This window comes from Microbispora rosea (assembly GCF_044460045.1).
Taxonomy (GTDB): Bacteria; Actinomycetota; Actinomycetes; order Streptosporangiales; family Streptosporangiaceae; genus Microbispora; species Microbispora rosea.
Genome location: NZ_JBITJO010000001.1, coordinates 1,485,885 through 1,508,000 on the forward strand (window position 1 = coordinate 1,485,885; position 22,116 = coordinate 1,508,000).

The following is a 22,116-nucleotide window of genomic DNA, read 5'->3' on the forward strand; positions in this document are numbered from 1 at the left end:
GGTCAAACCTCCTTCAGAACGCGGGCCCGCCGACGCAGGGCGGCGAAGAAGCCGTCGATGGCCTCCCACGCCTCCCTTCCGCCGCCGAAGCCCTTCCAATGCAGCCGCACGAGGCCGACGAGCCGGTAGCAGGCGTCGATCGGCACGAGATGGCAGGAGAACGACCCGTCGGGAGCCCGGTCCACCAGCAGGGCCTCGACGTCGGGCTCGGTGTCCGCCAGCGCCGGGTTGGCCGCGATCACCCGCTCCCAGGTGGCGAGCGGGAGCAGCGACTCGGTCGCCCCGGCCGGGCTGGGGTAGAAGGCCACGGTGCGGCCGAGCGAGGAGTTGCGGAAGAAGAACGCCGTACGCACGGGGATGCCCAGATCGTCCCAGTCGGCGGGGGAGATCCGGAAGGACGGCGCGTAGCGGAAGCGGTCGGGCACGGCGCGATAGCGTCCCTGGCCCGGCCGCACGAACAGCAGGCGGCAGCCTCGGCAGGCGCACATCAACGCGCGGGTCTCCAGGTCGACGACATGCCCGTGCTCCCCGTCCAGGAGTTCGGCGCACAGCTCGCACCGCTCGGCCGCCTCGGCCGGCTCGGCCCGGGCCGGGTCGCGGAAGCGGCGCAGGCCGGTGCTCATGACGGGCGCCTGCCGATCTGCAGCAGCGGCGTGGCATCCCTGACGGCGCTCTCGACGTCGACCCGCGTCACCTCGGGGGCCACCCGGGCGATGGCCTGCTCGATCGACTCGGTGACGGCTTTCCGTGACGAGGGGCAGCCGCAGGCCTCTTCCAGGCGCAGCCGTACGACCCCGCCTTCCACGCTCAGCAGCTCGGCCCCGTGACCATGAGGGTGGCCGTCGAGCGCGGCCCGCACCCGCTCCGCGGTGGTGAGCGGGTGCAGGTCGTGCAGCACGAGCAGGCCGGAGACCAGCGGGTCCTCCACCAGACCGCGCAGCGCGCCGGCCACCTCTGCCTCGGTGACGATCGCCATGACCCGTTCGAGGCCCGCGCCGTACAGGCCGACGATCTCCCGCACGAGCTCCTCGGCCCTGGCCCGGGCTCCTTCGCCGGTCAGCTCCGCGATGAGCCGCTCGATCCGCTCACCGGTGGCGGCGACGTCGTGGGTCATGGCGTCCCCGTGAACGCGTGCGGGCTGTGCACCACGCGCAGCTGCCTGCCCCGGCCGAGGTACATGTGGACGCCGCAGGGCAGGCACGGGTCGAAGCTGCGGACCGTGCGCATGATGTCGATGCCCTTGAAGCTCTCCGGCGGGTTCTCCTCGAAGATCGGCGTGTTCTGCACCGCGTCCTCGTACGGCCCCGGCGTGCCGTTGAAGTCACGCACGCTGGCGTTCCACGGCGTCGGCGGATACGGGTGATAGTTGGCGATCTTTCCGTCCCTGATCACCATGTGGTGGGACAGGACGCCGCGCACGGCCTCGGTGAAGCCGCAGGAGACCGCCTCGTCGGGCACGGTGAACGGCGACCAGGACTGGGTGTGCCCCTGGCGGACCTCGCCCAGCGCCTGCTCCGCGAAGTGCAGCGCGCACGCGGCGGCGTACGCCTGGAAGTACGTCCTGGCCCGGTTGCGCTCGACGGCGTTGGACAGCAGTTCGCCGTTCCGCCGCGGGATGCGCCACTCGAACGTCTTTTCGGGCCGGGTCGCCGTCCTCGGCAGGTTGATCTCCACGCTGTGGCCGGTGGACCTGACGTAGCCGATGTCCACCAGGCCCGACAAGGCGGTGACCCACAGGCGGGCGAGCGGGCCGCCGCCGGTGTCGAGCGCGAGCAGGTCCCGCCCGTCGAACCAGCGCGGCGACATCACCCAGCTGTACTTGCCGGCGAAGTCCCGCTTCTGCGGATGCGGGATCGTGTGCTGGTTCCACGGATGACGGATGTCCACCGGATTGCCCAGCGGGTCCTCGGTGACGAACGGCTCCTGGTCGGCCCAGTCGTCGTAGTAGGAGCTGCCGAGCAGGATGCGGATGCCGAGGTTGATGTCCACCAGGTCGTTGGTGACGAGCTTTCCGTCCACCACGATGCCCGGGGTGACGAACATCCTGCGGCCCCAGTCGTTCATGGTCCGGTAGTCGAAGTCGCAGTGCTCGGGGTCCTGGAAGCTGCCCCAGCAGCCGAGCATCACCCGCCGCCGGCCCACCTGCTCGTAGCCGGGCATCGCGTCGTAGACGAAGTCGAACAGGTCGTCGTGCATCGGGACGACCCGCTTCATGAACTCGACGTACCGCATCAGCCGGGTGAGGTAGTCGGTGAACACCTGCACGGTCGCCGCCGTCCCCACTCCGCCGGGGTAGAGCGTGGAGGGGTGCACGTGCCTGCCCTCCATCAGGCAGAACATCTCCCTGGTGGTGCGGCTCATCGCGAGCGCCTCGCGGTAGAACCCGCCCTCCAGCGGGTTCAGCGAGCGCATGATGTCCGCGATCGTGCGGTAACCGTGGTCGGCCGCGTGCGGAGCCTCGGTGCGCTCGGCCTGCGCCAGCACGCCCGGGTTGGTCTCGCGGACCATCTTCTCGCAGTAGTCGACCCCGACCAGGTTCTCCTGGAAGATGTTGTGGTCGAACATGTACTCGGCCGCCTCGCCGAGATTGATCATCCACTCGCCGATGTGCGGGGGGCGCACGCCGTACGCCATGTTCTGGGCGTACACCGAGCAGGTCGCGTGGTTGTCTCCGCAGATTCCGCAGATGCGGCTGGTGATGAAGTGGGCGTCGCGCGGGTCCTTGCCCTTCATGAAGATGCTGTAGCCGCGGAACACCGACGAGGTGCTGTAGCACTCGGCGACCTCGCGGTTGGCGAAGTCGACCTTCGCGTAGATGCCGAGACTCCCGACGATCCTGGTGATCGGGTCCCAGGCCATCTCGACCAGTTCGCGTTCCAGGGTCATCGCTAACTCCAGGAGGCCTTGTAACCGGTGAGCAGCTCGCGGCCCTTCTTGCGCCACTTCGGCTCTTTGTCGAGCGTTTTGGACGTGATGCCGCGCAGCGCCCGGATCACCGTGCCGTACGCCGTGCTCGCGGTGGAGGAGACGCGGGCGCCGGGCGGCTCGTCCATGAACGGCATGAACTTGTCGGGGAAGCCGGGCATCGTGCACGCGATGCAGATGCCGCCCACGTTGGGGCAGCCGCCGATGCCGTTGATCCAGCCGCGCTTGGGCACGTTGCACTTGACGACCGGCCCCCAGCAGCCGATCTTCACCAGGCACTTCGGCGAGCCGTACTCGGTGGCGAACTGGCCCTGCTCGTAGTAGCCCGCCCGGTCGCAGCCCTCGTGCACGGTCTGGCCGAACAGCCAGGTGGGGCGCAGCGCGTTGTCCAGCGGGATCATCGGCGCCTGCCCGGCGAGCTGGTAGAGCAGATAGAGGATCGTCTCCGACAGGTTGTCGGGCTGGATCGGGCAGCCGGGCACGTTGACGATGGGCAGCCCGGCCTTCGACCGCCAGTCCCAGCCCAGGTAGTCGGCCACGCCCATCGCCCCGGTCGGGTTGCCCGCCATCGCGTGGATGCCGCCGTACGTCGCGCAGGTGCCGGCGGCGAGCACGGCGGTCGCCTTGGGCGCGAGGCGGTCGAGCCACTCACTGGTCGTCATCGGCTGGCCGGTGTCGGGGTTGTTGCCGAACCCGCACCAGTAGCCCTCGCGTTTGATCGACTCGTTCGGGATCGATCCCTCGATGACCAGCACGAACGGGTCGAGCTCACCCCGATCGGCCTTGAAGTACCACTCGATGAAGGTGTCGGCGCCCTGCATCGGGCCGCACTCGAAGTCGATCAGCGGCCAGTGGACCGCGACCTTGGGCAGGCCGGGCAGCGCGCCGAGCACGATCTCCTCGATGCTCGGCTGCGTCGCGGCCGTGAGCGCGACCGAGTCGCCGTCGCAGCTCAGCCCGGCGTTTATCCACAGGATGTGGACGACGGGCTCGTTCTCTCCGTCAGCCGTCATCGTTGTCACCGGCCTTCGCCAGGGCTTGCTGGGTGAGCTCCCAGAGCGCGTGGTAGACGGTCGTCTGGGCCTCCTGGATCCGGTGGACCGAGGCCGAGGGCACCACGAACAGGTGGTCGATGGTGCCGAGCTCGGCCATCTGGCCGCCGCCGTAGCCGGCCAGCCCGACCGTGAGCATGCCGCGCCGCTCGGCCTCCTCGAACGCAGCGATGAGGTTGCGGGAGTTCCCGCTGGTCGACAGGCCCAGTGCGATGTCCCCCGCGAAGGCGGACGCGGCGAGCTGCCGGGCGAAGACCACCTCGAAGCCGATGTCGTTGGCCAGCGCCGTCACGACCGCGATGTCGGCCGTGAGGGCGAACGCCGGCAACGGACGTGCCGTGCCGCCGGGGTTCATGAAGAGCGTGGCCACGTCCTGGGCGTCGGTCGAGCTGCCTCCGTTGCCGAAGGCGAACAGCCGGGCCCCCGCCGCGAACGCCTTCGCCATCGCCGCGGCGCAGGCGGCGATCCGGTCCCCGTCGCGCTCCAGCACCGTCCTGCGCAGGGTGACGATCTCGTCGACCTTCTCCACCGTCGACTGGCGTACGGAGGTCATCACCGCGTCGAGGTCCGAGGACCCCGAGTAGAGGAAGGGGTACAGCGCCTCGATGTCGCTCACTGTCTCATCTCCCTCACGCTCATCTCCCTCACGACCGCGATGGCCTCCTTGGCGTGGACCAGGACGGTGGCGCCGGGCTCGGCCTCCACCAGGGCGACGCTGACCACCTCCCGGCCCCGGCCGGTGTCGACGAGGGCGAGGTCCCGCTCCAGGAGCCGTACGACGGTCACCGCGACCGCCTGGTCCGAGCAGGTGACACACGTCTCGTCGTGGCAGTTCATGGGATGACCCGTGGATCCAGCACGCCGGGCTGCTCGCAGAAGACGTGCACCAGCTCCCAGAGGATGTGGTAGGTGGTGACGTGCACCTCCTTGACCACGCGGGGGTCGGCGGAGCGCGCGATCAGGACGTGGTCGACGGCCGGGCTGCGCCCGATCGGGCCACCGTCGTCGCCGCCGGTCAGCGCCAGCGTGAGCAGGCCGAGCCGGTGCGCCGTCTCCAGGCCTCTGAGCACGTTCACGCAGCCGCCGTCGGAAGAGACGCCCAGCGCGATGTCCTGCGGCGCGGCGAGACGGCGAAGCTGGTGGGCGAAGACCTCCTCCAGGCCCGCCGTCGCGGCCACCCCGGTGATCGTCGCCACGTCGCTCGTGAGGGAGAACGACGGCAGCGCCCGTTTGCCCACGATCACCGGGTGGACGAACTCCACCGAGATGTGCTGGGCGTCGGTGGCGGCCTCGCCGTTGCCGAAGACGATGAGCCTGCCGCCGCCGTGGAAGCGCGTCGCCATGGCGTGGCAGGCCCTGGCCACCACGTCGGCCTCGTCGGCAAGGCCGAGCGCCGGCCCCACACGGCGAGCGAACACCTCAGGAACACGTGCAAGGACCGCCTGGTCCATCGCGGACCACTTCCCCCGGATCGTTAAGCCCCTGGTTAACGACCGTACGCCGCGCCGTGACGGGGGGAATCAATAGATGTCGGTGATTTCGCAAAGACCATGACAGTCCGGGCACGCCGATGGCCCCGTTCGTGCCAGGGCCATCGGCGGAGCGAGGAACTAACCGACGCTCTTGCGGCGGTACAACGCCACGGCGGCCATGACGCCGACGGCGGCGAGGGCCACCTGGATGATCAGCTCGATCCAGTCGACCCCCGGGGTGTTGGCGACTCCCACGCCCCGGGCGATCGCCGAGCCGATGAGGGCGGCGATGATACCGATGATCATGGTGAGCCAGATCGGGATGGCCTGGCGCCCGGGAACGACCAGCCGGCCGAGAGCGCCGATGATGAGTCCGATGATTATGGCGGAGATGATGCCGCTGACGGCCATGCTGCCACCCTCCTTGTGTTTCGGCTGCCTGCCTTCTGCCCAGGTCAAACCGGACAAAACACGACAAAGTAGGAGGATTAGGAGCCTGTGATGCGGTTCTCCCAGGCCCAGGCCGCGACCTCGACCCGGTTGCGCAGGCCGAGCTTGGCCTGGATGCCGGCCACATGGCTCTTGACCGTGCTCAGCGAGATGAACAGCTCGGCCGCGATCTCCTGGTTCGTACGGCCCCGGGCGACGGCCCTGACGACTTCCAACTCCCGGTTGGAGAGCGGATGGTCCGCCCTGCCGGGGGCCGGCAGCCGAGCCGTCAGGTGACGCAGCAGCCGCAGGGTGACCGAAGGGGAGACCAGGGCGTCCCCCTGGTGGGCGGCCCGTACGGCCTCCACGAGCAGGGCGGGGCCGCAGTCCTTCAGGACGAAGCCGGTCGCGCCCGCCCGCAACGCGCCGTAGACGTACTCGTCCAGGTCGAACGTGGTGACCACGACCACCCGCAGCGGGTCGGGCACGCCGGGCCCGGCCAGGGCGCGGGTGACCTCGATGCCGTCGAGCCGCGGCATGCGCACGTCCACCAGGCACACGTCGGGACGCAGCCGCCGGGCCGCCTCCACGGCCTCGGCGCCGTCGGCCGCCTCCGCGACCACCTCGAAGTCGGGCTGGTCCTCCAGGATCAGCCGCAGGCCGCCGCGGACCATCGCCTGGTCGTCGGCCACCAACACCCTGATCGTCATCGGCGTGCCCGCTCCGGCAGCGCCTTCGCCCGGGGCACGGGCAGGGTGGCGCGCACGGACCAGCCGGACCCGGGACGCGGCCCGGCGCGCAGCGTGCCGCCGAGCGCCTCGACCCGCTCGCGCATCCCGATCAGGCCGTACCCGCCGCGCTGGTGGTGCCGCGAGGGGCCCCGCGGCGAGTCGTCGGCGACCTCGACGGTGAGCGTCTCACGGTCCCGTTCCACGCTGACCGTGACCGAGCGGGCGTGCGGAGCATGGCGGGAGATGTTGGTCAGCGACTCCTGCACGACCCGGTAGACCGTGCCGGCCACCTCGGGCGGCCACGTCGCCGTCTCCTCCTCGTCCGGCAGCCGCAGGCGCACCGCACGGCCGCCCGCCTCGAAGCGCCCGACCAGCTCGTCCAGCTCGTCCAGCTCGTCCAGCCCGCCCAGGCCGCCCGGCCCGCCGGGCGCGCGGGCGGCGGGCTCGTCCGGGTCGCGCAGCAGGCCGACGACGCGGCGCATCGCGGCCAGCGCGTCCGACCCTGCGGCCTCGATCTCGGCCAGCGCGTCGCCCGCCTTGCCGGGGCTCTTGTGCGCGACCAGCCGGGCGGCCTGGGCCTGCACCACGATGCCGGTGACGTGGTGGGCGACGACGTCGTGCAGCTCGCGGGCGAGGCGCAGCCGTTCCGCGCGGCGCACCCCCTCGGCGACGGCCCGCCTGCGGGCGTCGAGCAGCCGCGGGAACAGCCCGGCCACGACGGCGGCGGCCCAGACCAGGACGTTCATCGCGGTGACCGAGGGCACTCCGGCGGCGAGCGTGTGCGCCGTCAGCAGGCTGCCGGTGGCCACGGCCAGCCCACCGGCCGCCACGCCGCAGGCCGTGACGACGGGCAGCGCCCTGACCGCCGTGCCGACCAGCACCGCCAGGCCGAGGGCCATCCCCGGACCGGGCTCGCTGGGCAGATCGGCGAACCTGGCGGCCAGGGCGGCGGTCGCGGCGACGGCCAGACCGGCCGCGGCCGCCCGGGCCGGGTCGAACCGGCGTGCCAGGGCGATCACACACACCACGGCGCCGGCGGCGCAGTCGAACCCCCAGTAGCCGCCGCCCCAGCTATCGGCGATCCGATAGGCCCAGAAGGCCAGCACCGCGGCGAAGATCACACCGAGTCCGGCGTCGGCCGCCCATCCCCCTACACGCATCCGCGTGGCGGTGCGGTGCTCTCCCGCACGACGAGGGCGGTGGCGAGCTCGACCCGGTGCTGTTCGAGCCGCTCGCCCTGCGCGAGGGCCAGGACCATCCGCGCGGCGGCGGCCCCCATCTGCACGAGCGGCTGCCGTACGGTCGTGATGGGCGGCCCGGCCCACTGGGTGAACGACAGGTCGTCGAACCCGACCACGCTCAGATCCTCGGGGATGCGCGCCCCGGCCCGCCTGGCGGCCTCGTACACGCCGAGCGCCTGCAGATCGTTGGCGCAGAAGACGGCGGTCGGGGGATCGGGCAGGCGCAGCAGTTCGGCCCCGTCACGCAGGCCGCCCTCCACATAGAGGGTGCTGACCCGCACGAGCTCGGGGTCCACGGGCACGCCCGCCGCGTCCATCGCGGCGCGGTAACCGTCGAGCCGCGCCCGGCAGCACGGCCACTGCGTCGGCCCGCTCAACATCGCGATGCGGCGGTGGCCGAGGTCGAGCAGGTGGCGGGTCGCGGCCATCCCGCCGCTCCAGTTGGTCGCGCCGACCGACGGGGTCTCGTGCAGCGGCTCGCCGGTCGGGTCGAGCACGACGAGAGGGATCGAGCGGGTGGCGAGCTGCGACTGCTGCTGCACCGTGAGCTCGGAGAAGACCGCCACGACGCCGGTGGGACGGCGGGCGAGCACCTGCTCGGTCCACGCCCTGCCAGGGGTGAGCCGGCCCTGCATCTCGGTCAGCACCACGGCCAGCTCATGCTCCCTGGCGACCTGCTCGACGCCCTGGATGATCTCCAGCGCCCACAGGCTCTCCAGGGCGTGGAAGACGAGCTCGATGATCGCCGCGGGCTCGCTGTCGCGGCGCCGGTATCCGTGCTCCCGCAGCACCGCCTCCACCCGTTGCCGGGTGGCCAGGGCGACTCCCGCATGCCCGTTGAGCACCCGCGACACGGTCGGCGCGGACACTCCCGCCAGGTGGGCGATCTCGGCCACGGTCAGCCTCTGAGGCGGGATCTCCCCGTCGAGGGCCTGGTCGGTCGAGGTCACGGCGACAGTCTATGGGCCTTCGCTCTCCTTGGGCTGGATCAGGCCGGCCGCGAGCAGTAGTTCGTGGGCGAGCCGGGCGGCGTGCTCGGGCCGGGCCCGCCCGGCCTCCTCCAGCGGTCCGCCCTCCAGGCCGCCCGCCAGCACCCGAACGGCCTCGGCGAGCGTGCGCACCTGCCGTTCCGCTGCGTCGAGCCTGGCTTTCAGCTCGTCGATCTCTCCGGGATGGGACATGCTCCAAGTCTTCCCCGGGTCCTTCGGCCCTACCGCCGCAGGCGACCGGAGCCGACGGTGAAAGACAAGGGTGAAAGGCGGGGATGGCTGCCGTGTTCGTCGATCGTCGTGACGCCGGCCTGCGCCTGGGCGAGCTGTTGCGCGGACTCCCGGGGATGGAGGACGCGGTCGTCGTCGGGCTGCCCCGAGGAGGCGTGCCGGTGGCGTTCCAGGTCGCCAGGGCCCTCGGCGCCCCCCTGGACGTGATCGTCGTACGCAAGCTGGGCGTGCCCTACCAGCCGGAGCTGGGGTTCGGCGCCATCGGCGAGGGCGGGGTGCGGGTGGTGAACCCCGACGTCGTACGGCTCGCCAACATGACCCGCGACGAGATGGCCGGGGTGGAGCGGCGCGAACGGGCCGAGCTGGAGCGGCGTGCCCGCCGGTTCCGGGCCGGCCGCGAGCCGGTGGACCTGGCCGGCCGCACGGTGATCGTGGTGGACGACGGGATCGCGACGGGCGGGACGGCCCGCGCCGCCTGCCAGGTGGCCCGCGCGCACGGGGCCTCCCGGGTGGTGCTCGCGGTGCCGGTCGGCGCCCCCGAGACGATCGCGAGCCTGCGCAGGGACGCCGACGAGGTCGTCTGCCTGGACACGCCCGACCACTTCTACGCGATCGGCGCGTGGTACGACGACTTCACCCAGACGAGCGACGAGGACGTGATCGACTGCCTGCGGCAGGCTGCGCACTGACTCAGGGACTCTCGGGCAGCCGCTCCCAGGAGTGCTCGATCCGGGCGTCCGGTCCCGGGTAGAAGCACAGCGTCTCCCGCTCCTCGTCGAGCCATCTCACGAGGTAGGGAGGCGAGCCGTCGGTGTGGTAGAGCGCCATCACGATCCCGATGCGGCCCGCCCTGCCCCGATGGATGCTCTCGACGATCAGGCGGTCACCGACGGAGGCCCTCATCGTCAGCCACCCACCGGGGTCGCGACCTCGGTCGTCATCGGCGTCCAGCGGTGTGCCAGGCGCTTGGTGAGGGAGGTCATCGTGGTGTACTCCAGCTCCTCGAGCGGCAGCCGGTGCGGCTCGAACGGGCCATGGCGGCGCAGGTAGTCCATCACCTCGCCGGCCTGTCGCCGGGCTCCGTCGAACGCCGGGTCGTCGAACATGTCACGCGGGCCGATCAGCCTGCCGTCCTTGATCTGGAAGCCGAACGCGACCACGCGCGGCGGACCGTCGAACCGCGACGGATGCGCCTGCCCGACGGCCACCGGCATCAAGGGCGCGTGGTGCGAGCCGCGCATGCACCCCGCCACCGAGTAGGCGAAGGCGAACGGCTCCAGCGCCTCACCCACGGCCGGCAGGCCCGACTGGCAGCGCACGATCATGACGGGATCGTCCTTGCCGACGTACTTGCCCGCGATCAGCGACAGACGCTGGGTGCTGGTCGCCGCCGCGGTCACGCCCAGCGTCTTCGAACGGACGCTGTGGATCACGTAGCGCGCCGGGGCGCCGATGTACATCAACATGTCGTAGAGGTCCGCCGGGCAGTCGAAGACGATGCGCCGCTCCTCGTACAGGTCGTACACCTCGAACGCGAACCCGGCGTGCATCTTCTCGTCGATCACCAGACCGGCGGTGTTGGACGGGTCGGCGAACATCTTGTACAGCGGGAGGTTCCACGCGCCCGGCTCGGTCTTGTCCGCAAGGAAGCACAGCACCGGCTCCGACGGCCTCTCCTCGAACTCCAGCTCCGCGTAGCCCGGGCCCATGCCGCGCAGGTTGCCGGAGAAGGCGTCCGACAGCAGGTCCTGGCCGGCGCCGTACAGGCCGAGCTCCTTGGCGAGGTGGGTGGTCGCCTGGAAGGTGTCCCAGGCGAAGGAGTGGATCAGCCCCGCCTCCTGGCCGTAGGTGTGGGTCATGATGAGCGAGATGTCGTCGCCGCAGCTTTCCACGTGGCCGTCGACGAGGAGTCCGGAGGACTTCGCCCGCTCGATCTCCCGCCTTGCCTCGGCCATCAGCCGGGGATGGACGGCGGTGTGGCCGACGTACCCCCCTGTGTCCGCTTTGATGATGCTCAGCGTGATCATGGGGACCACCTCCACCTCAACGTTTATTCGGATTTAAGGGGATAAATAGGGCATTAGGTCACAAGCGGGGCGGACTTCCGTACGAGGGGGAGAGCCGGCATGAAGATCAAAGATGTCATGTCCACGCCGGTGGTCGTCGTCCCGCCGATCACACCGGTACGGGACGTCGCGCGGCACATGGACTTCTCGGGCGTCGGCTGCGTCGTGGTGTCGGAAGGGCCGGGCATCGCCGGCGTCGTGACCGACCGTGACCTCGCCGTACGCGTGCTCGCGCTCGACAAGGGCGGGGACACGCCGGTCGGCGAGGTGATGTCGGAGCAGGTGGTGATGGTGCGGGCGGACGACGAGGTCGAGGTGGCCTTCGACACGTTCCGCCGCCACTCCTTCCGCAGGCTTCCGGTGGCCGCCGAGGGGGGCGTGGTCGGCATGCTGACGCTCGACGACCTGCTCCTCCAGATGCACCAGCTCGGCGCCGACCTGCTCACGCCGGTGGTCAAGGCGATCAGCGAGCCGCAGCGTGAGAGCGACTAGATGTCCGCGCCTCTGCGGCGTGTGGCGGAGCGCACGCCGCCCGGCCGCGACCGTCACATCGACCTGCTGCGCGCCGTCGCCATCGTGCTGGTGGTGCTCGGACACTGGCTGGCCGTGGTGGTGACATACCGCGGGCGCATCGGTGGCGACACGGTCCTCGCGTTCGTCCCCTGGGCCAGGCCGCTCACCTGGCTGTTCCAGGTCATGCCGGTGTTCTTCCTGGTGGGCGGCTTCGCGGGAGCCGCCTCACTCGGTTCCTACCGGCGGCGGGGCGGTGACGCGATCGGCTGGTTCCTGTGCCGCACCGACCGGCTGATCCGCCCGACGACGGCGTTCCTGCTCGCGCTGGGCGGCGCGGCCCTGATCGCGCTCCTCCTGGGCGCCGACCCCGCCACGGTCGGCATGGGCGTCTGGCTCGCCTGCCTGCCGTTGTGGTTCCTCATCGCGTACGTCACGGTCGTCCTGCTCACCCCGGTCCTGCTCGCACTGCACCGCAGGGCGGGCCTCGCGGTGCCCGCGGTGTTCGCGGTGGCGGTGGCGTTCGGCGACGCGGCGCGGCTGCTCGGCGGTCCCGGCGTGATCGGCGCGGCCAACTATCTGCTGGCCTGGGCGGCGGTCTACCAGCTCGGCATCGCCTGGCGGGAGGGAGCCCTGTCCGCCCGGCCCCGGGTGGCCGTACCCATGATCGTGGGCGGTCTGGGGGCGCTGGTGCTGCTCACCGTCCCCGGGCCGTACCCGGTCAGCATGGTGACCGATCCCGGCGCCCGCCTGCAGAACACCTCGCCGCCGACGCTCGCGCTGCTCGCCCTCGCGGTCGCGCAGACGGGAGTCGCCCTGCTCCTGCACGAGCGCGGTGGCCGCATGCTGCGCCGTACGCGCCCGTGGACGGTCGTCGTCGCGGCCAACTCGGTGATCATGACGGTGTTCCTCTGGCATATGACCGCGGTCGTGATCGCCGTGCTCGCCCTCTACGTCACCGGCCTGCTGCCTCAGCCGCCACCGGGATCGGCCGCCTGGCTGTTGCTGCGCGTGCCCTGGCTCGCGTTCCTGACCGCGACCCTCGCGGTCCTCGTCGCCGTGTTCGCCCGCTTCGAGAGGCGCGCGTTCAAGCGGCGTGCGTTCGAGCGACGCGCGTTCGAGCGACGTGGCGGTCCCCGCCCGGCATCGGGCCCCGGGAGGGCGGGAGCCTCGACGTTCGCCGCGACCGTGACGGGAGCCGGCCTGGTCGTCGCGGGTCTGCTCGGCACGGCGCTCACCGGCGCGGAGGGCCTGTCCGCGCCGAGGCTCCCTGTCCACTTCGCCGTTTTCTTCGCCGTTTATTTCGCCGGCGCCGCGCTGCTCTGGGCCGCTCGATCGTGGCATCGGCGCGTCACGTCATGAGAGTGCCGGCGGAGCACTGAGGATCGCCGGGCGGGTGCGGGCGCTTCAACCAGACGTACGGCGCGGCCGTGGCCGTGCTCATGCTCTGGGGGGAGACGGCTCTCACCAGGCAGGGACAAGAGGGCGACTTGTCCGGATAAATCCGTGTCAAGTGACCTTGATTGGGCAGCAGTGGGGGCGTGTCCGACAGCGGTCTATCCCCAGGAAGCGGCATCTCCAGCGTGTTCCCCTCGCTCCCCGGCCAGGGGGAGACGACGCCGGAGCCGTCCGGCTCCCCGGCGACCGCCGATCCGTCCCCCGACGGTGTGAGCCGGCCGGGCGTCGACCATGTCGACCCTGTCGATCGCGGCTCTGACGGTGCCGTGGCATCCGATCGGCCGTTCGGCCTGCCGGGACGCCCGCTGCGCAGCAATCCGTTCATGTTCGGCCTGACCGGCGCCCTCGGCGTGCTCACCGCATGGCTCCTGGTGCAGGCGATCGCCGGCGCCGGCTCGGCGATCGTGCTGATCGTGGTCTCGCTGTTCCTGGCCATCGGGCTCAACCCCGCGGTCGAGGCGCTCCAGCGGCGCAACATGTCCCGCCGCCTCGCGATCACGATCGTGTTCGGGTCGGTCATCGCGTTCTTCGTGGCGTTCGGGCTCGCGGTCGTGCCGCCGCTCACCGACCAGACCACCGGGTTCGTCCAGCACCTGCCCGACTACGTACAGCAGCTCCAGAATCACCCGCTCATCCGCTCGGTGGATGAGCGCTACCAGATCCTCGACAAGATCCAGCAGTACGTCGCGGGCGGCGGGCTGGCCACCCAGATGTTCGGCGGTCTCCTCGGCGTGGCGAGCATCGTGATCAGTGCGCTGTTCAGCGCCTTCACCGTGCTCGTGCTCACGCTCTACTTCCTCGGGTCGCTCAACTCCATCAAGGAGACGGCCTACCGGTTCGTCCCCCGCTCACGCCGCACCCGGGTCCGCCTGCTCGGGGACGAGATCATCAACCAGATCGGCGGCTACGTCGCGGGCAACCTGATCATCTCGCTGATCGCCGGCGTGGTGACCTTCCTGTTCCTGGCCATGCTCAAGGTGCCGTACGCGCTCGCGCTGGCCATCTTCGTCGCGGTGACCGACCTGATCCCGCTGGTCGGCGCGGTCATCGGAGCGGTCGTGGCGTCGGGAGTGGGCTTCCTCTCCTCGGTGCAGGTCGGCATCGCCTGTGTGGTCTTCTTCGTCGTCTACCAGCAGATCGAGAACTACTGGATCTCCCCGAAGGTGTTCAAGTCGTCGGTCGACGTGCCGCCCGTGGCGACCATCGTCGGGGCCCTGCTCGGCGGCGCGCTGCTCGGCATCGTCGGGGCCCTTCTCGGCATCCCGCTCGCGGCGGCCCTGCTCCTCCTGGCCCGCGAGGTGGTGCTGCCCCGCCAGGACCGGCTGTAGCTGTTCTCTCAAGAGCACGGTGACAAGAGCGCGGTGGCGTGAAGCCCGGGTCACGCAACTTCCGCACCGTATCGGGCTCTAGGCGTGTAGCGCTCGTGTCCGACGCCGCACGATTCTGGTCGTTCACATGGGGGAGGTCGCGGCGGGGCTCTCCCATGTGTTCCGTAAGCCTGTGGCTCCAACAAATCCCGTCCTCCGGTTGCTCAGAGTGACGTCGAAAGGAGAAAATTAAAACAGAAGTTCGAATCTAGTGAGGAGGTGTGATGGATCTGTTCACTAACGATCCTGACCGCTCTCGTCGTTCGAATTTCTCTGACGGCTGGTGGGACCGGTTGACCTCCGGTTCGCCGTTGTGGTCTGCCGATGGCTCATCCGCCCGCGAGTACTTTCCGATCATCAACCTCCAGCCGCCGCGGCACACGAGCGCGAACACGAGCGACGGCGCGCCCGGCACCGGGAGCACAAGCAGCCCGGGTGCGGACGCCGCCGGCGCGGACGGTCCGCGGGCCGATGGCCTTGGTGCCGATGGTGGTGGGGTTGGCGCGGGTGGTCGCTCTCGTGCTCGGTCGTCGTGGGTGCTGGTGGGGTCGTTGCGTGAGTCGGCGCAGGGGTTGGCGTTGGCGCCGCTTCCCGAGGATGCGGATGTCTGCCTGGCTGAGGCGGAGGATTTGCTGTTCGCGCGGGATCGGATCACGTGTGCGCTGGCCGATCGGGTGGGGCGGGTGCATGCCGCGGGGCGGGCCAAGCAGCATGGGCATGCCTCCACCCGCAGTTGGCTGCGTACCGCCGCAGGTATGAGCGTGGCCGGTGCGGGCCGTCTGCTGACGTTGGCGGTGGAGTTGGCGCGTCTTCCCCGGGTGCGGGAGAAGTTCGCCGCCGGTCAGTTGGCGGCGGGGGTGGTGGAGGCGATCTGCGCCGCCACCGCCCAGTTGAGCGATGAGCACGCCGGTGTGGCCGAGCCGATCCTGCTGGAGCTGGCAACCAAAGCGGGCGCGGCGGAGGTGGCCAAGGCCGGGCGTTATCTGCGGGCGGTACTGGACCCTGATGGGGAGGACCGTGATGAGCGGGCCGAGTACGGGCGGCGGTTCCTTCGGGTGCGCCCTGGGCGGGGCGGCGGCCTGGAGGGGGAGTTTTACCTGCCCCGCGAGGCGGCAGCCCGGCTACGGGCCCTGCTGGACGCCTACGCCAAGCCGCGGGCGGAGGGCGATGACCGCCCGCTGAGCGTGCGCCAGGCCGATGCCTTCATCGCCCTGCTGGAGCAGAAAATCGCCACCGAGCTCCTGGTCCTCGTCAACGCCGAATCCCTCCCCACCGACCCCGCCACCGACCCCCACCCTGTCGACTCCGACCGCGCCGCCACCGCCGAAGGCACCAGCACCTCTGCCCCCGCCGCCGACGACGCCAGCGGCTCTGCCGTGGGCGAGGCCGCCACCACCGAGCACCCCGCCGACCCTGACCACGCCGGAAGCACCGACGGCCCCGGCGAGGCTGAAGACGCCGTCCCCGGCGCGATGGGCGACCCCGGTCACGCGGGCGGCGCCGACGACCCGGAGGACCCGGACCACCCCGACACCGCCGAAGCCGAGACTGAGGCACATGCCGGTGCCGATGGAGCGGCGGACGCCGGTGCGGGGAGCGCCGACCGTGCCGCCACCGGTCCCCGCGATGAGGAGTCCCGCCAGCCAGGACCCGACGAGCGCGGGGCAGGTGAGCACGGAACCTCCGAGCGTGGGACCGATAGGCGCACACCCCGTGAGCGCGGGGCTGGTGAGCAGCGGGCCCGTGAGCAGCGATCCGGTGAGTGCGAGCCGCGCGACACTGCGAGCTCCGCCTCTACCGAGGGCGACTACACCGCGCCCGTAGAGGGCAAAGACCGCGACCGTGCTGTGGCCCAGACTGGAGCAACGCACGCCGGGCGGCGCGGGTCAGCATGGCCTGCTGACGGGCCTTCGGACGCAGCGCCTTCGAACCCAACGCGCTCGAACCCGGCGCCTTCCTGCACAGCACCCTCGGGCACAGCGCCTTCCGAGGCAGCGCAGCCTGACCCTCCTCCCGAGGACGCCTTCTTGCACCCCACCCACGCCGGGTCTCGGCCTGCGGGGGACTGCCGGCATGCGCAGACCACGCGTGAGGACCATAGCGACGTGCGCTGTGGCCAGGACCGCCATGACCTGGGCCGCCAGGAGTACGACTGCCAGGAGCAGGGCTGCGAGGAGCAGGGCCGGGCTTGGCAGGACGCGGCGGACGGCCAGGGCGCGTGCCGGTGCGGCGATGCGGCGCGGTGCTCGTGTGCGACGCAGGCGACGGGAACGGCGGGGACGGGGCAGGGAGCGTCACCGGGGACGCCGCCCGGGGCGGCACCAGGGAAGCCGGGAACGGCGGGGGCACTGTTTGAGACGGCACCGGGGGCGTTGCTGGGGACGGCGTTGGGGACAGCGCCGGGGTTGTTGCTGACGACCGGGCAGATGCTGCCCGTCACCAGCGTGCACCGCCTCGCCCGCACCAGCACCCTGGTGCGGCTGGTCATGGACGCCGAAGGACAGGTGCTCGACATGGGCCGCAAAGTCCGCCTGGCCACCCCCGCCCAACGCAGGGCGATCTTCGCCCAGCTACGCCACCTGCTGGATCGACGGCTGCCCGCTCCCCGCCACCATGTGCCAGATCGACCACGCCGACAACTGGAGCACCGGCGGCCTCACCGACCTGAAACTCCTCGGCCCCGCCTGCCAGTTCCACAACCGCGACCGCTACCAGCACCCCCACCGCTACACCCGCCGCCAAACCGGCACCGACCGCTGGACCTTCACCTACCACCGTCTCCGAGCCACACGGCTACGGGTGTAGCGGGCCGGGTGGCGGCATGGACGTAGCCCCGACGGTGCCTGGGGTGCGAGGGGTGACATGCCAAAGACACCGTGACGTTCGCGGTTCTCGGGCCCGCCGAGGTGGGGGCCCAGCTGAGGGCCCAGCTGAGGGTCCAGCGCAAAAAGCGCATCAGCAACCACACAGCACATCGCACCTGCGGGAGAAGAGAGGCGATGCGCGGGGTATGGGACGGATGCGTCGCTTGTGTACAAAAGCAAAGGCAGGTGTGGATCGGATGGGCGACAAGAGGACAGGGAGAACCCGCGTCGTGGCGGTGTCCGCCAGGCGCCTGGCCGTCGCCGCGCTCCTCATCGTGATGCCGAGCGCCGTGGCGGTGCCTCGGGCGCTGGCGGCGCAGGTCTCGGTTGCCGGCCACGTCCCGCAAGGCCAGGGCAAGAAGAGCGAGGAGAAGAAGAACGGGGGCAAGAAGGGCAAGAAGGACAAGGGGAAGAAGGGCAAGGGTCACGGTCACGGTGGAGCCCGCATCGACGCTCGACTCGCCGGTTTCGGGGGTGGCGGTTTCGGCGGTGGGTTCGGTCACGGCGGAGGCGGCGGGGGCACGCAGCGTACGAGCGGCATGAACACCGCCAACGCGCCGACGATCAGCAGTCCGCCGTATCAGCTCAACACGGGGAAGCGCAACGTGAACGCGCCCGCGGGCAACAGCGCCGTCGACTTCGCCGGAGTCCAGCAGGTATCGAGCGTCAGCGTGTTCACCGACTCTCTCAGCGGCAACTGCAGAGGCGGGATCGAGAACTGTTCGATCAACCAGACCCTGGAGTCCACCGAGAGCAGGGGCGCAGGCATCGGTCGCTGACAGGACACGGGCGTCTCCCTCACGGAAGACGCCCGTCTTTTCAGTGATGCCCGGGGATCAGAGCTCGCCGCTCTCGATCGCCTGCTTGAGGGCCTCCTGCAACTGCTGGTGCGAGGCGGTGCCGTTCGCGGCGACGAAGTCGATCAGCGAGGAGTCCGCCTCGAAGGTGAGGTTCTCCGTGACCCGGGTCTTCCCGCCGGGCAGCGGCGTGAAGTCGATCTTCTGGTGCGTGACCACGTTGGGCAGCGACCAGCTGTCGGTCTCGTAGTAGAACCCGGTCGGGTGGAGGCGCTGCTGCGCGTGGGTCTTGCTGACCACGATCGTGCCCTCGTACGGGATCTCCTCGATCGCCGTGAGGTTGCGGTAGGTCGCCGAGGCGTTCCGCCACTCCTTGTGCGTGACGACCCGCTTCAGGAACGGGTTCTTGCCGATGTGGTTGTTGAAGTCCGAGTACTTGTAAAAGGTCAGCGGCATCGGCGAGTCGATTTCGACCGAGATGCTGTTCGTGACCTGGCTCCGTCCCGAGTCGGGCGCGGGCGGTGTCGTGTCGGTGAAGTGGTAGGTGTCCCAGGCGGTCTGCCACTCGGCGGCGATGTCGGCGTCGCTTTCGGTCGTGTCGGCATTCGCGGGAGCGGACAGGGCGGCGAGGACGAAGGCGGCGGCGAACATCTGGGCCGCGGCCACTCGCAGGATCTTTCTCACGTGTACCTCGAAAAGAGGAGAAATGTACAAGTGATCTTCTATCGCAACCGCAACCCGTTACAGAAGAGGCCGTGTCGAATCGTCATGTGCGGGCCGGCCGCAGGAATCGACGATCGTAGTGTGATCGGGATTTGGTGCCGGCCGCCGCGGCGAGCATCGTTGGATGCATGAGCACACCGAACATGCGAGTCAAGGGTTTCGACCATCTGGTGCTGACCGTGGAGGATGTCGAGCGGTCGCTGGCGTTCTACTGCGACGTCCTCGGCCTCGAACCGGTGCGGGTCGACGAGTGGCGGGCCGGGAAGGCGCCGTTCCCCTCGGTGCGGGTGTCGCCGGACATCATCATCGACCTGCTGCGGGGTGACCGCGGCGAGCCGAACGTCGACCACTTCTGCCTGGTCGTCGAGCCGCTGGACTGGCAGGAGGTCATCGATTCCGGTGCCCTCACCGTCATCGACGGACCCGGCCCCCGGTTCGGCGCGCGGGGCGTCGCCACCTCGGTCTACGTGAAGGACCCCGACGGCAACGTCATCGAACTGCGCTGGTATCCCCAGGACAAGGAGGAATGAGCGTTCGGTCGTAATGGTGCGGCGCCGGGGCCCGGGGCCGTCCGAACGCGGTAGATCCGGGTGAGGACGGTCGGGAGAAGGGCTGGTGGCGATGGCCGGGATGGACAAGTTCGCCGACCTGGTGTTGGAGGGCGGCGGCGTCAAGGGCGTGGCCCTGGTCGGCGCGCTGCACGAACTGCACGCCGCCGGCTACCGGTTCGGGCGGGTCGCCGGAACCCGGGTCGCCGGCACCTCCGCGGGGGCGGTGGTGGGAGCTCTGGCCGCGGCCGGGATGCGGCCGGAGCGCATGCGCGAGCTCCTGTTCGACGTCGATTACCGCAGATTCAGGGACGCGTCCGCCGTGGAGCGCGTCCCGCTGGTCGGCGCAGGGTTCTCGCTACTGTCCCTGCTGTTCGAACGGGGTGTGTTCGAGGGCGACTACGTGCGGGAGTGGCTGGGCAACGAACTGGCCGATCTCGGCGTAGAGACGTTCGACGACCTGGCGCTCGACGACCCCGCGCCGTGGATGGGCGAGGACCAGCGCTACAGCCTGGTGGTGACGGCCACGGACGTCACCCTGGGCCGGCTGGTGCGCCTGCCATGGGACTACCGGAACGTCTACGGCGTGGCGGAGCCGGGTAAGCAGCGGGTGGCCGACGCGGTCCGCGCCTCGATGTCGATCCCCTTCTTCTTCGAGCCCGTCACGATCGCCAATCCCTGCACCGGGCTGGTGTCGACCCTGGTGGACGGCGGGGTGCTGTCCAACTTCCCCATCGACACCCTCGACCGGCCCGACGGGGAGCAGCCGCGCTGGCCCACGTTCGGGGTCAAGCTGCTTCCCGCGTTCCGGGAGGACACGCTGAGGCTGCCGCTGGCCGGGGTTCCCCACCTGCCCGCCCTGCGGCTGCTGACGTCCCTGGTCGGGACCGCGATCGTCGGTCACGACCAGACGTACCTGGACCAGCCGTGGGTCAGGGCCCGCACCATCCAGGTCGACACCGAGGGCGTGGGGGTGGTCGACTTCGACCTCGACGAACGGCGGAAGCTCGACCTCTACCTCAACGGCCGGATGGCCGGGGCGGCCTTCCTGTGCACCTGGAACTGGGACGACTACCGCGCCCGCTTCCGTCCCTCGGCGAAAACCAGTGGGCGGAAAACCAGTGGCAGGGGCGAGACGGCCGGGAGTCTACTTGGCCCATGATCGTGATCTCCGCCGCCTCCGGCGCGCTCGGCCGCCTCGTCATCGAATACCTGCGCAGCCGTACGGAGGTGGTGGCGGCGGTGCGCGACCCCGGGCGCGCGCCCGAGGGCGTGCCGGCACGCCGCGGTGACTACGACGACCCGGCGAGCCTGCGCGAGGCGTTCGACGGGGCCGCCCGTCTCCTCCTGATCTCCTCTCCGGAGCTCGACACCCCCCGCAGGATCGAGCAGCACCTGAACGCGGTGACCGCCGCCAAGGAGGCCGGCGTCGGCGCGGTCGTCTTCACCAGCTTCCTGGGGGCCGGCGCCGGCACGACCGGCATGACGGAGGCCTATCACGCCACCGAGCAGGCCGTGATCCGCAGCGGCCTGCCGTACACGTTTCTGCGCCACCCCTTCTACAGCGACGCGTTCGTCCCGCGGGTCGTCGAGGGTGAGATCACCAGCAGCACCGGTGGGCGCGGCCTGAACACGGCGTTCCGGTCGGATCTCGCCGAGGCGGCGGCCAACGTGCTGACCGGTGAGGGGCATCTGGGCCGGGCGTACGACTTCACCGGGCCGCTGTGGAGCTATCCCGAGGTGGCCGAGGCGCTCGGCGTGCCCTACCGCGAGGTGCCCGACGCCGGGCCGGGCCCGATGAGCTGGATCAACGCGCAGATACGTGCGGGGCTGCTGGAGCAGCAAACCGGCGATCTCGAACGGGTGCTCGGCCGGCCCGCCGTCACCGTCGCCGCACGAGCCCGAACGATTGCCTTTCCTTGACAATTTTATTTTTCGGTAGCTACTGTGGGGACCACGACGGTGCCGGTGTACACAGGCCGGCAGACACAGAGGAGAGCGCCATGCGCATCGTGGTCATCGAGTTCATGAGCCTGGACGGCGTGGTGCAGGCGCCGGGCGGTCCCGAGGAGGACACCGACGGCGGCTTCGCGCACGGCGGCTGGACGCACCCGTTCTTCGACCCGGAGACCGTGGGCGGCGCCTTCAACGACACGGTGAGTAAGGCGGAGGGGCTGCTCTACGGCCGCCGCACCTGGCAGAACATGGCCGCCGCCTGGCCCGCGCGGGCCGGCGACCCGTTCGCCGACCGGATGAACGCGATGCCCAAATACGTGGTGTCCGAGACGCTGAGCGACGACGAGCTGACCTGGAACACCACGCTGATCCCCGGCGACGCGGCCGTCGCCCGCCTCCGCGAACTGCGGGACGCGGGCGACGGCGACCTGGTCGTCATGGGCAGCCCGAGCCTCGTGCGCACCCTCCTCCACGAGGGCCTGGTCGACGAGCTCCGGCTGATCGTCATGCCGGTGATCCTCGGCGGCGGGAAGACGATCTTCCCGGGCGACGGCCTGCGGCACAGGCTCGAACTCGTCTCCGCGACCACCGGCGGCACCGGCGTGCAGGTGTGCACCTACCGCCGGGCCGCCGAGTAGCCGGTCAGGGCTTCGTGGTCAGGGTGTGGTGAGGTCGAAGCGGTTGACGGTGACCGCGCCGCCGAGGGATTGGGTGGCGTAGTTGAAGATGGCGAATCGGTAGCCCATGAAGAACTGCC

Annotated in this window: 26 protein-coding genes and 1 pseudogene; 11 read left to right on the forward strand and 16 right to left on the reverse strand. The window is 70.6% G+C overall.

What is annotated here, in order from left to right; translation table 11 throughout:
- Positions 1-2 precede the first annotated feature (2 nt).
- The 12 genes from ACIBK1_RS07355 to ACIBK1_RS07410 all read right to left on the reverse strand — a co-directional run bounded on the left by ACIBK1_RS07355 (position 3) and on the right by ACIBK1_RS07410 (position 9,031).
- Positions 3-623 (reverse strand): DUF5947 family protein, encoded by a 621-nt coding sequence (locus ACIBK1_RS07355; protein WP_030510838.1) that lies wholly within the window; start codon positions 621-623, stop codon positions 3-5.
- On the reverse strand, positions 620-1,114 hold the full coding sequence (locus ACIBK1_RS07360; RefSeq protein WP_030510839.1) for a NifU family protein: 495 nt from the start codon (positions 1,112-1,114) through the stop codon (positions 620-622). The genes ACIBK1_RS07355 and ACIBK1_RS07360 overlap by 4 nt, the downstream gene beginning before the upstream one ends.
- A complete protein-coding gene (locus tag ACIBK1_RS07365) occupies positions 1,111-2,886 on the reverse strand; it encodes a nickel-dependent hydrogenase large subunit (RefSeq protein ID WP_030510840.1) in 1,776 nt (591 codons plus the stop codon). Before ACIBK1_RS07365 ends, ACIBK1_RS07360 begins: the two co-directional genes overlap by 4 nt.
- Positions 2,887-2,888: 2 nt before the next feature.
- Positions 2,889-3,938, reverse strand: coding sequence for an NADH-quinone oxidoreductase subunit B family protein (locus ACIBK1_RS07370; RefSeq protein WP_030510841.1), 1,050 nt, complete (start codon positions 3,936-3,938; stop codon positions 2,889-2,891).
- Complete coding sequence (locus ACIBK1_RS07375) at positions 3,928-4,593, reverse strand: D-sedoheptulose-7-phosphate isomerase (protein WP_030510842.1); 666 nt, start codon at positions 4,591-4,593, stop codon at positions 3,928-3,930. The genes ACIBK1_RS07370 and ACIBK1_RS07375 overlap by 11 nt, the downstream gene beginning before the upstream one ends.
- Positions 4,590-4,814: a HypC/HybG/HupF family hydrogenase formation chaperone gene (locus tag ACIBK1_RS07380; protein WP_030510843.1), complete on the reverse strand. Its 225-nt coding sequence runs from the start codon at positions 4,812-4,814 to the stop codon at positions 4,590-4,592. The genes ACIBK1_RS07375 and ACIBK1_RS07380 overlap by 4 nt, the downstream gene beginning before the upstream one ends.
- Entirely contained in the window at positions 4,811-5,395 is a 585-nt protein-coding gene (locus ACIBK1_RS07385; RefSeq protein ID WP_231514086.1) for a D-sedoheptulose-7-phosphate isomerase, read from the reverse strand. The genes ACIBK1_RS07380 and ACIBK1_RS07385 overlap by 4 nt, the downstream gene beginning before the upstream one ends.
- Positions 5,396-5,587: 192 nt before the next feature.
- Entirely contained in the window at positions 5,588-5,860 is a 273-nt protein-coding gene (locus ACIBK1_RS07390; RefSeq protein WP_030510845.1) for a hypothetical protein, read from the reverse strand.
- A 77-nt stretch (positions 5,861-5,937) separates the two neighbouring features.
- Complete coding sequence (locus ACIBK1_RS07395; protein WP_030510846.1) at positions 5,938-6,588, reverse strand: response regulator; 651 nt, start codon at positions 6,586-6,588, stop codon at positions 5,938-5,940.
- On the reverse strand, positions 6,585-7,769 hold the full coding sequence (locus tag ACIBK1_RS07400; RefSeq protein WP_396733083.1) for a sensor histidine kinase: 1,185 nt from the start codon (positions 7,767-7,769) through the stop codon (positions 6,585-6,587). The genes ACIBK1_RS07395 and ACIBK1_RS07400 overlap by 4 nt, the downstream gene beginning before the upstream one ends.
- Positions 7,760-8,800: a LacI family DNA-binding transcriptional regulator gene (locus ACIBK1_RS07405; protein WP_051762301.1), complete on the reverse strand. Its 1,041-nt coding sequence runs from the start codon at positions 8,798-8,800 to the stop codon at positions 7,760-7,762. Before ACIBK1_RS07405 ends, ACIBK1_RS07400 begins: the two co-directional genes overlap by 10 nt.
- A gap of 9 nt (positions 8,801-8,809) precedes the next feature.
- Complete coding sequence (locus ACIBK1_RS07410; RefSeq protein ID WP_030510849.1) at positions 8,810-9,031, reverse strand: hypothetical protein; 222 nt, start codon at positions 9,029-9,031, stop codon at positions 8,810-8,812.
- 83 nt (positions 9,032-9,114) lie between these two features.
- Here ACIBK1_RS07410 and ACIBK1_RS07415 point away from each other — a divergent pair, with 83 nt between their 5' ends.
- The gene (locus tag ACIBK1_RS07415; protein WP_030510850.1) at positions 9,115-9,759 is read left to right on the forward strand and encodes a phosphoribosyltransferase; all 645 of its coding nucleotides are present in this window, start codon (positions 9,115-9,117) and stop codon (positions 9,757-9,759) included.
- A 1-nt stretch (position 9,760) separates the two neighbouring features.
- Here ACIBK1_RS07415 and ACIBK1_RS07420 read toward each other — a convergent pair whose 3' ends face one another.
- Together ACIBK1_RS07420 and fbp are read right to left on the reverse strand one after the other, a co-directional pair.
- Positions 9,761-9,973: a DUF1918 domain-containing protein gene (locus tag ACIBK1_RS07420; RefSeq protein WP_030510851.1), complete on the reverse strand. Its 213-nt coding sequence runs from the start codon at positions 9,971-9,973 to the stop codon at positions 9,761-9,763.
- 2 nt (positions 9,974-9,975) lie between these two features.
- Entirely contained in the window at positions 9,976-11,097 is a 1,122-nt protein-coding gene (gene fbp / locus ACIBK1_RS07425) for a fructose-1,6-bisphosphate aldolase/phosphatase (RefSeq protein ID WP_030510852.1), read from the reverse strand.
- Between the two features lie 99 nt (positions 11,098-11,196).
- Here fbp and ACIBK1_RS07430 point away from each other — a divergent pair, with 99 nt between their 5' ends.
- The 4 genes and pseudogenes from ACIBK1_RS07430 to ACIBK1_RS07445 form a co-directional block, all read left to right on the forward strand.
- Positions 11,197-11,628, forward strand: coding sequence for a CBS domain-containing protein (locus ACIBK1_RS07430; protein ID WP_051762304.1), 432 nt, complete (start codon positions 11,197-11,199; stop codon positions 11,626-11,628).
- The gene (locus ACIBK1_RS07435; protein ID WP_036408251.1) at positions 11,629-13,008 is read left to right on the forward strand and encodes an acyltransferase family protein; all 1,380 of its coding nucleotides are present in this window, start codon (positions 11,629-11,631) and stop codon (positions 13,006-13,008) included.
- 221 nt (positions 13,009-13,229) lie between these two features.
- Positions 13,230-14,432, forward strand: a complete 1,203-nt coding sequence (locus ACIBK1_RS07440; protein WP_396733090.1) for an AI-2E family transporter — start codon at positions 13,230-13,232, stop codon at positions 14,430-14,432.
- A 263-nt stretch (positions 14,433-14,695) separates the two neighbouring features.
- Positions 14,696-15,649, forward strand: a pseudogene (locus ACIBK1_RS07445) (DUF222 domain-containing protein); the annotation flags it as partial.
- Here the strand turns inward: ACIBK1_RS07445 and ACIBK1_RS07450 are convergent.
- Positions 15,593-16,147: a hypothetical protein gene (locus tag ACIBK1_RS07450; protein WP_396733182.1), complete on the reverse strand. Its 555-nt coding sequence runs from the start codon at positions 16,145-16,147 to the stop codon at positions 15,593-15,595. The pseudogene ACIBK1_RS07445 and the gene ACIBK1_RS07450 sit on opposite strands and share 57 nt — an antisense overlap.
- A 937-nt stretch (positions 16,148-17,084) precedes the next feature.
- On the opposite strand from ACIBK1_RS07450, the gene ACIBK1_RS07455 reads away from it, so the two are divergent.
- Together ACIBK1_RS07455 and ACIBK1_RS07460 are read left to right on the forward strand one after the other, a co-directional pair.
- Complete coding sequence (locus ACIBK1_RS07455; RefSeq protein WP_396733185.1) at positions 17,085-17,276, forward strand: hypothetical protein; 192 nt, start codon at positions 17,085-17,087, stop codon at positions 17,274-17,276.
- 256 nt (positions 17,277-17,532) lie between these two features.
- On the forward strand, positions 17,533-18,114 hold the full coding sequence (locus tag ACIBK1_RS07460; RefSeq protein ID WP_396733093.1) for a hypothetical protein: 582 nt from the start codon (positions 17,533-17,535) through the stop codon (positions 18,112-18,114).
- A gap of 57 nt (positions 18,115-18,171) precedes the next feature.
- Here ACIBK1_RS07460 and ACIBK1_RS07465 read toward each other — a convergent pair whose 3' ends face one another.
- Positions 18,172-18,816 carry a hypothetical protein gene (locus ACIBK1_RS07465; protein ID WP_030510858.1) on the reverse strand — a complete coding sequence of 215 codons (645 nt, stop codon included), beginning with the start codon at positions 18,814-18,816 and terminating at the stop codon, positions 18,172-18,174.
- Between the two features lie 167 nt (positions 18,817-18,983).
- Here ACIBK1_RS07465 and ACIBK1_RS07470 point away from each other — a divergent pair, with 167 nt between their 5' ends.
- From ACIBK1_RS07470 to ACIBK1_RS07485, 4 genes are all read left to right on the forward strand, one after another.
- Positions 18,984-19,385 (forward strand): VOC family protein, encoded by a 402-nt coding sequence (locus ACIBK1_RS07470; RefSeq protein WP_030510859.1) that lies wholly within the window; start codon positions 18,984-18,986, stop codon positions 19,383-19,385.
- Between the two features lie 91 nt (positions 19,386-19,476).
- Complete coding sequence (locus ACIBK1_RS07475; RefSeq protein ID WP_396733173.1) at positions 19,477-20,565, forward strand: patatin-like phospholipase family protein; 1,089 nt, start codon at positions 19,477-19,479, stop codon at positions 20,563-20,565.
- Positions 20,562-21,326 carry an NAD(P)H-binding protein gene (locus tag ACIBK1_RS07480; protein ID WP_030510861.1) on the forward strand — a complete coding sequence of 255 codons (765 nt, stop codon included), beginning with the start codon at positions 20,562-20,564 and terminating at the stop codon, positions 21,324-21,326. Before ACIBK1_RS07475 ends, ACIBK1_RS07480 begins: the two co-directional genes overlap by 4 nt.
- Before the next feature lie 80 nt (positions 21,327-21,406).
- Complete coding sequence (locus ACIBK1_RS07485; RefSeq protein ID WP_030510862.1) at positions 21,407-21,997, forward strand: dihydrofolate reductase family protein; 591 nt, start codon at positions 21,407-21,409, stop codon at positions 21,995-21,997.
- Positions 21,998-22,116: the final 119 nt, after the last annotated feature.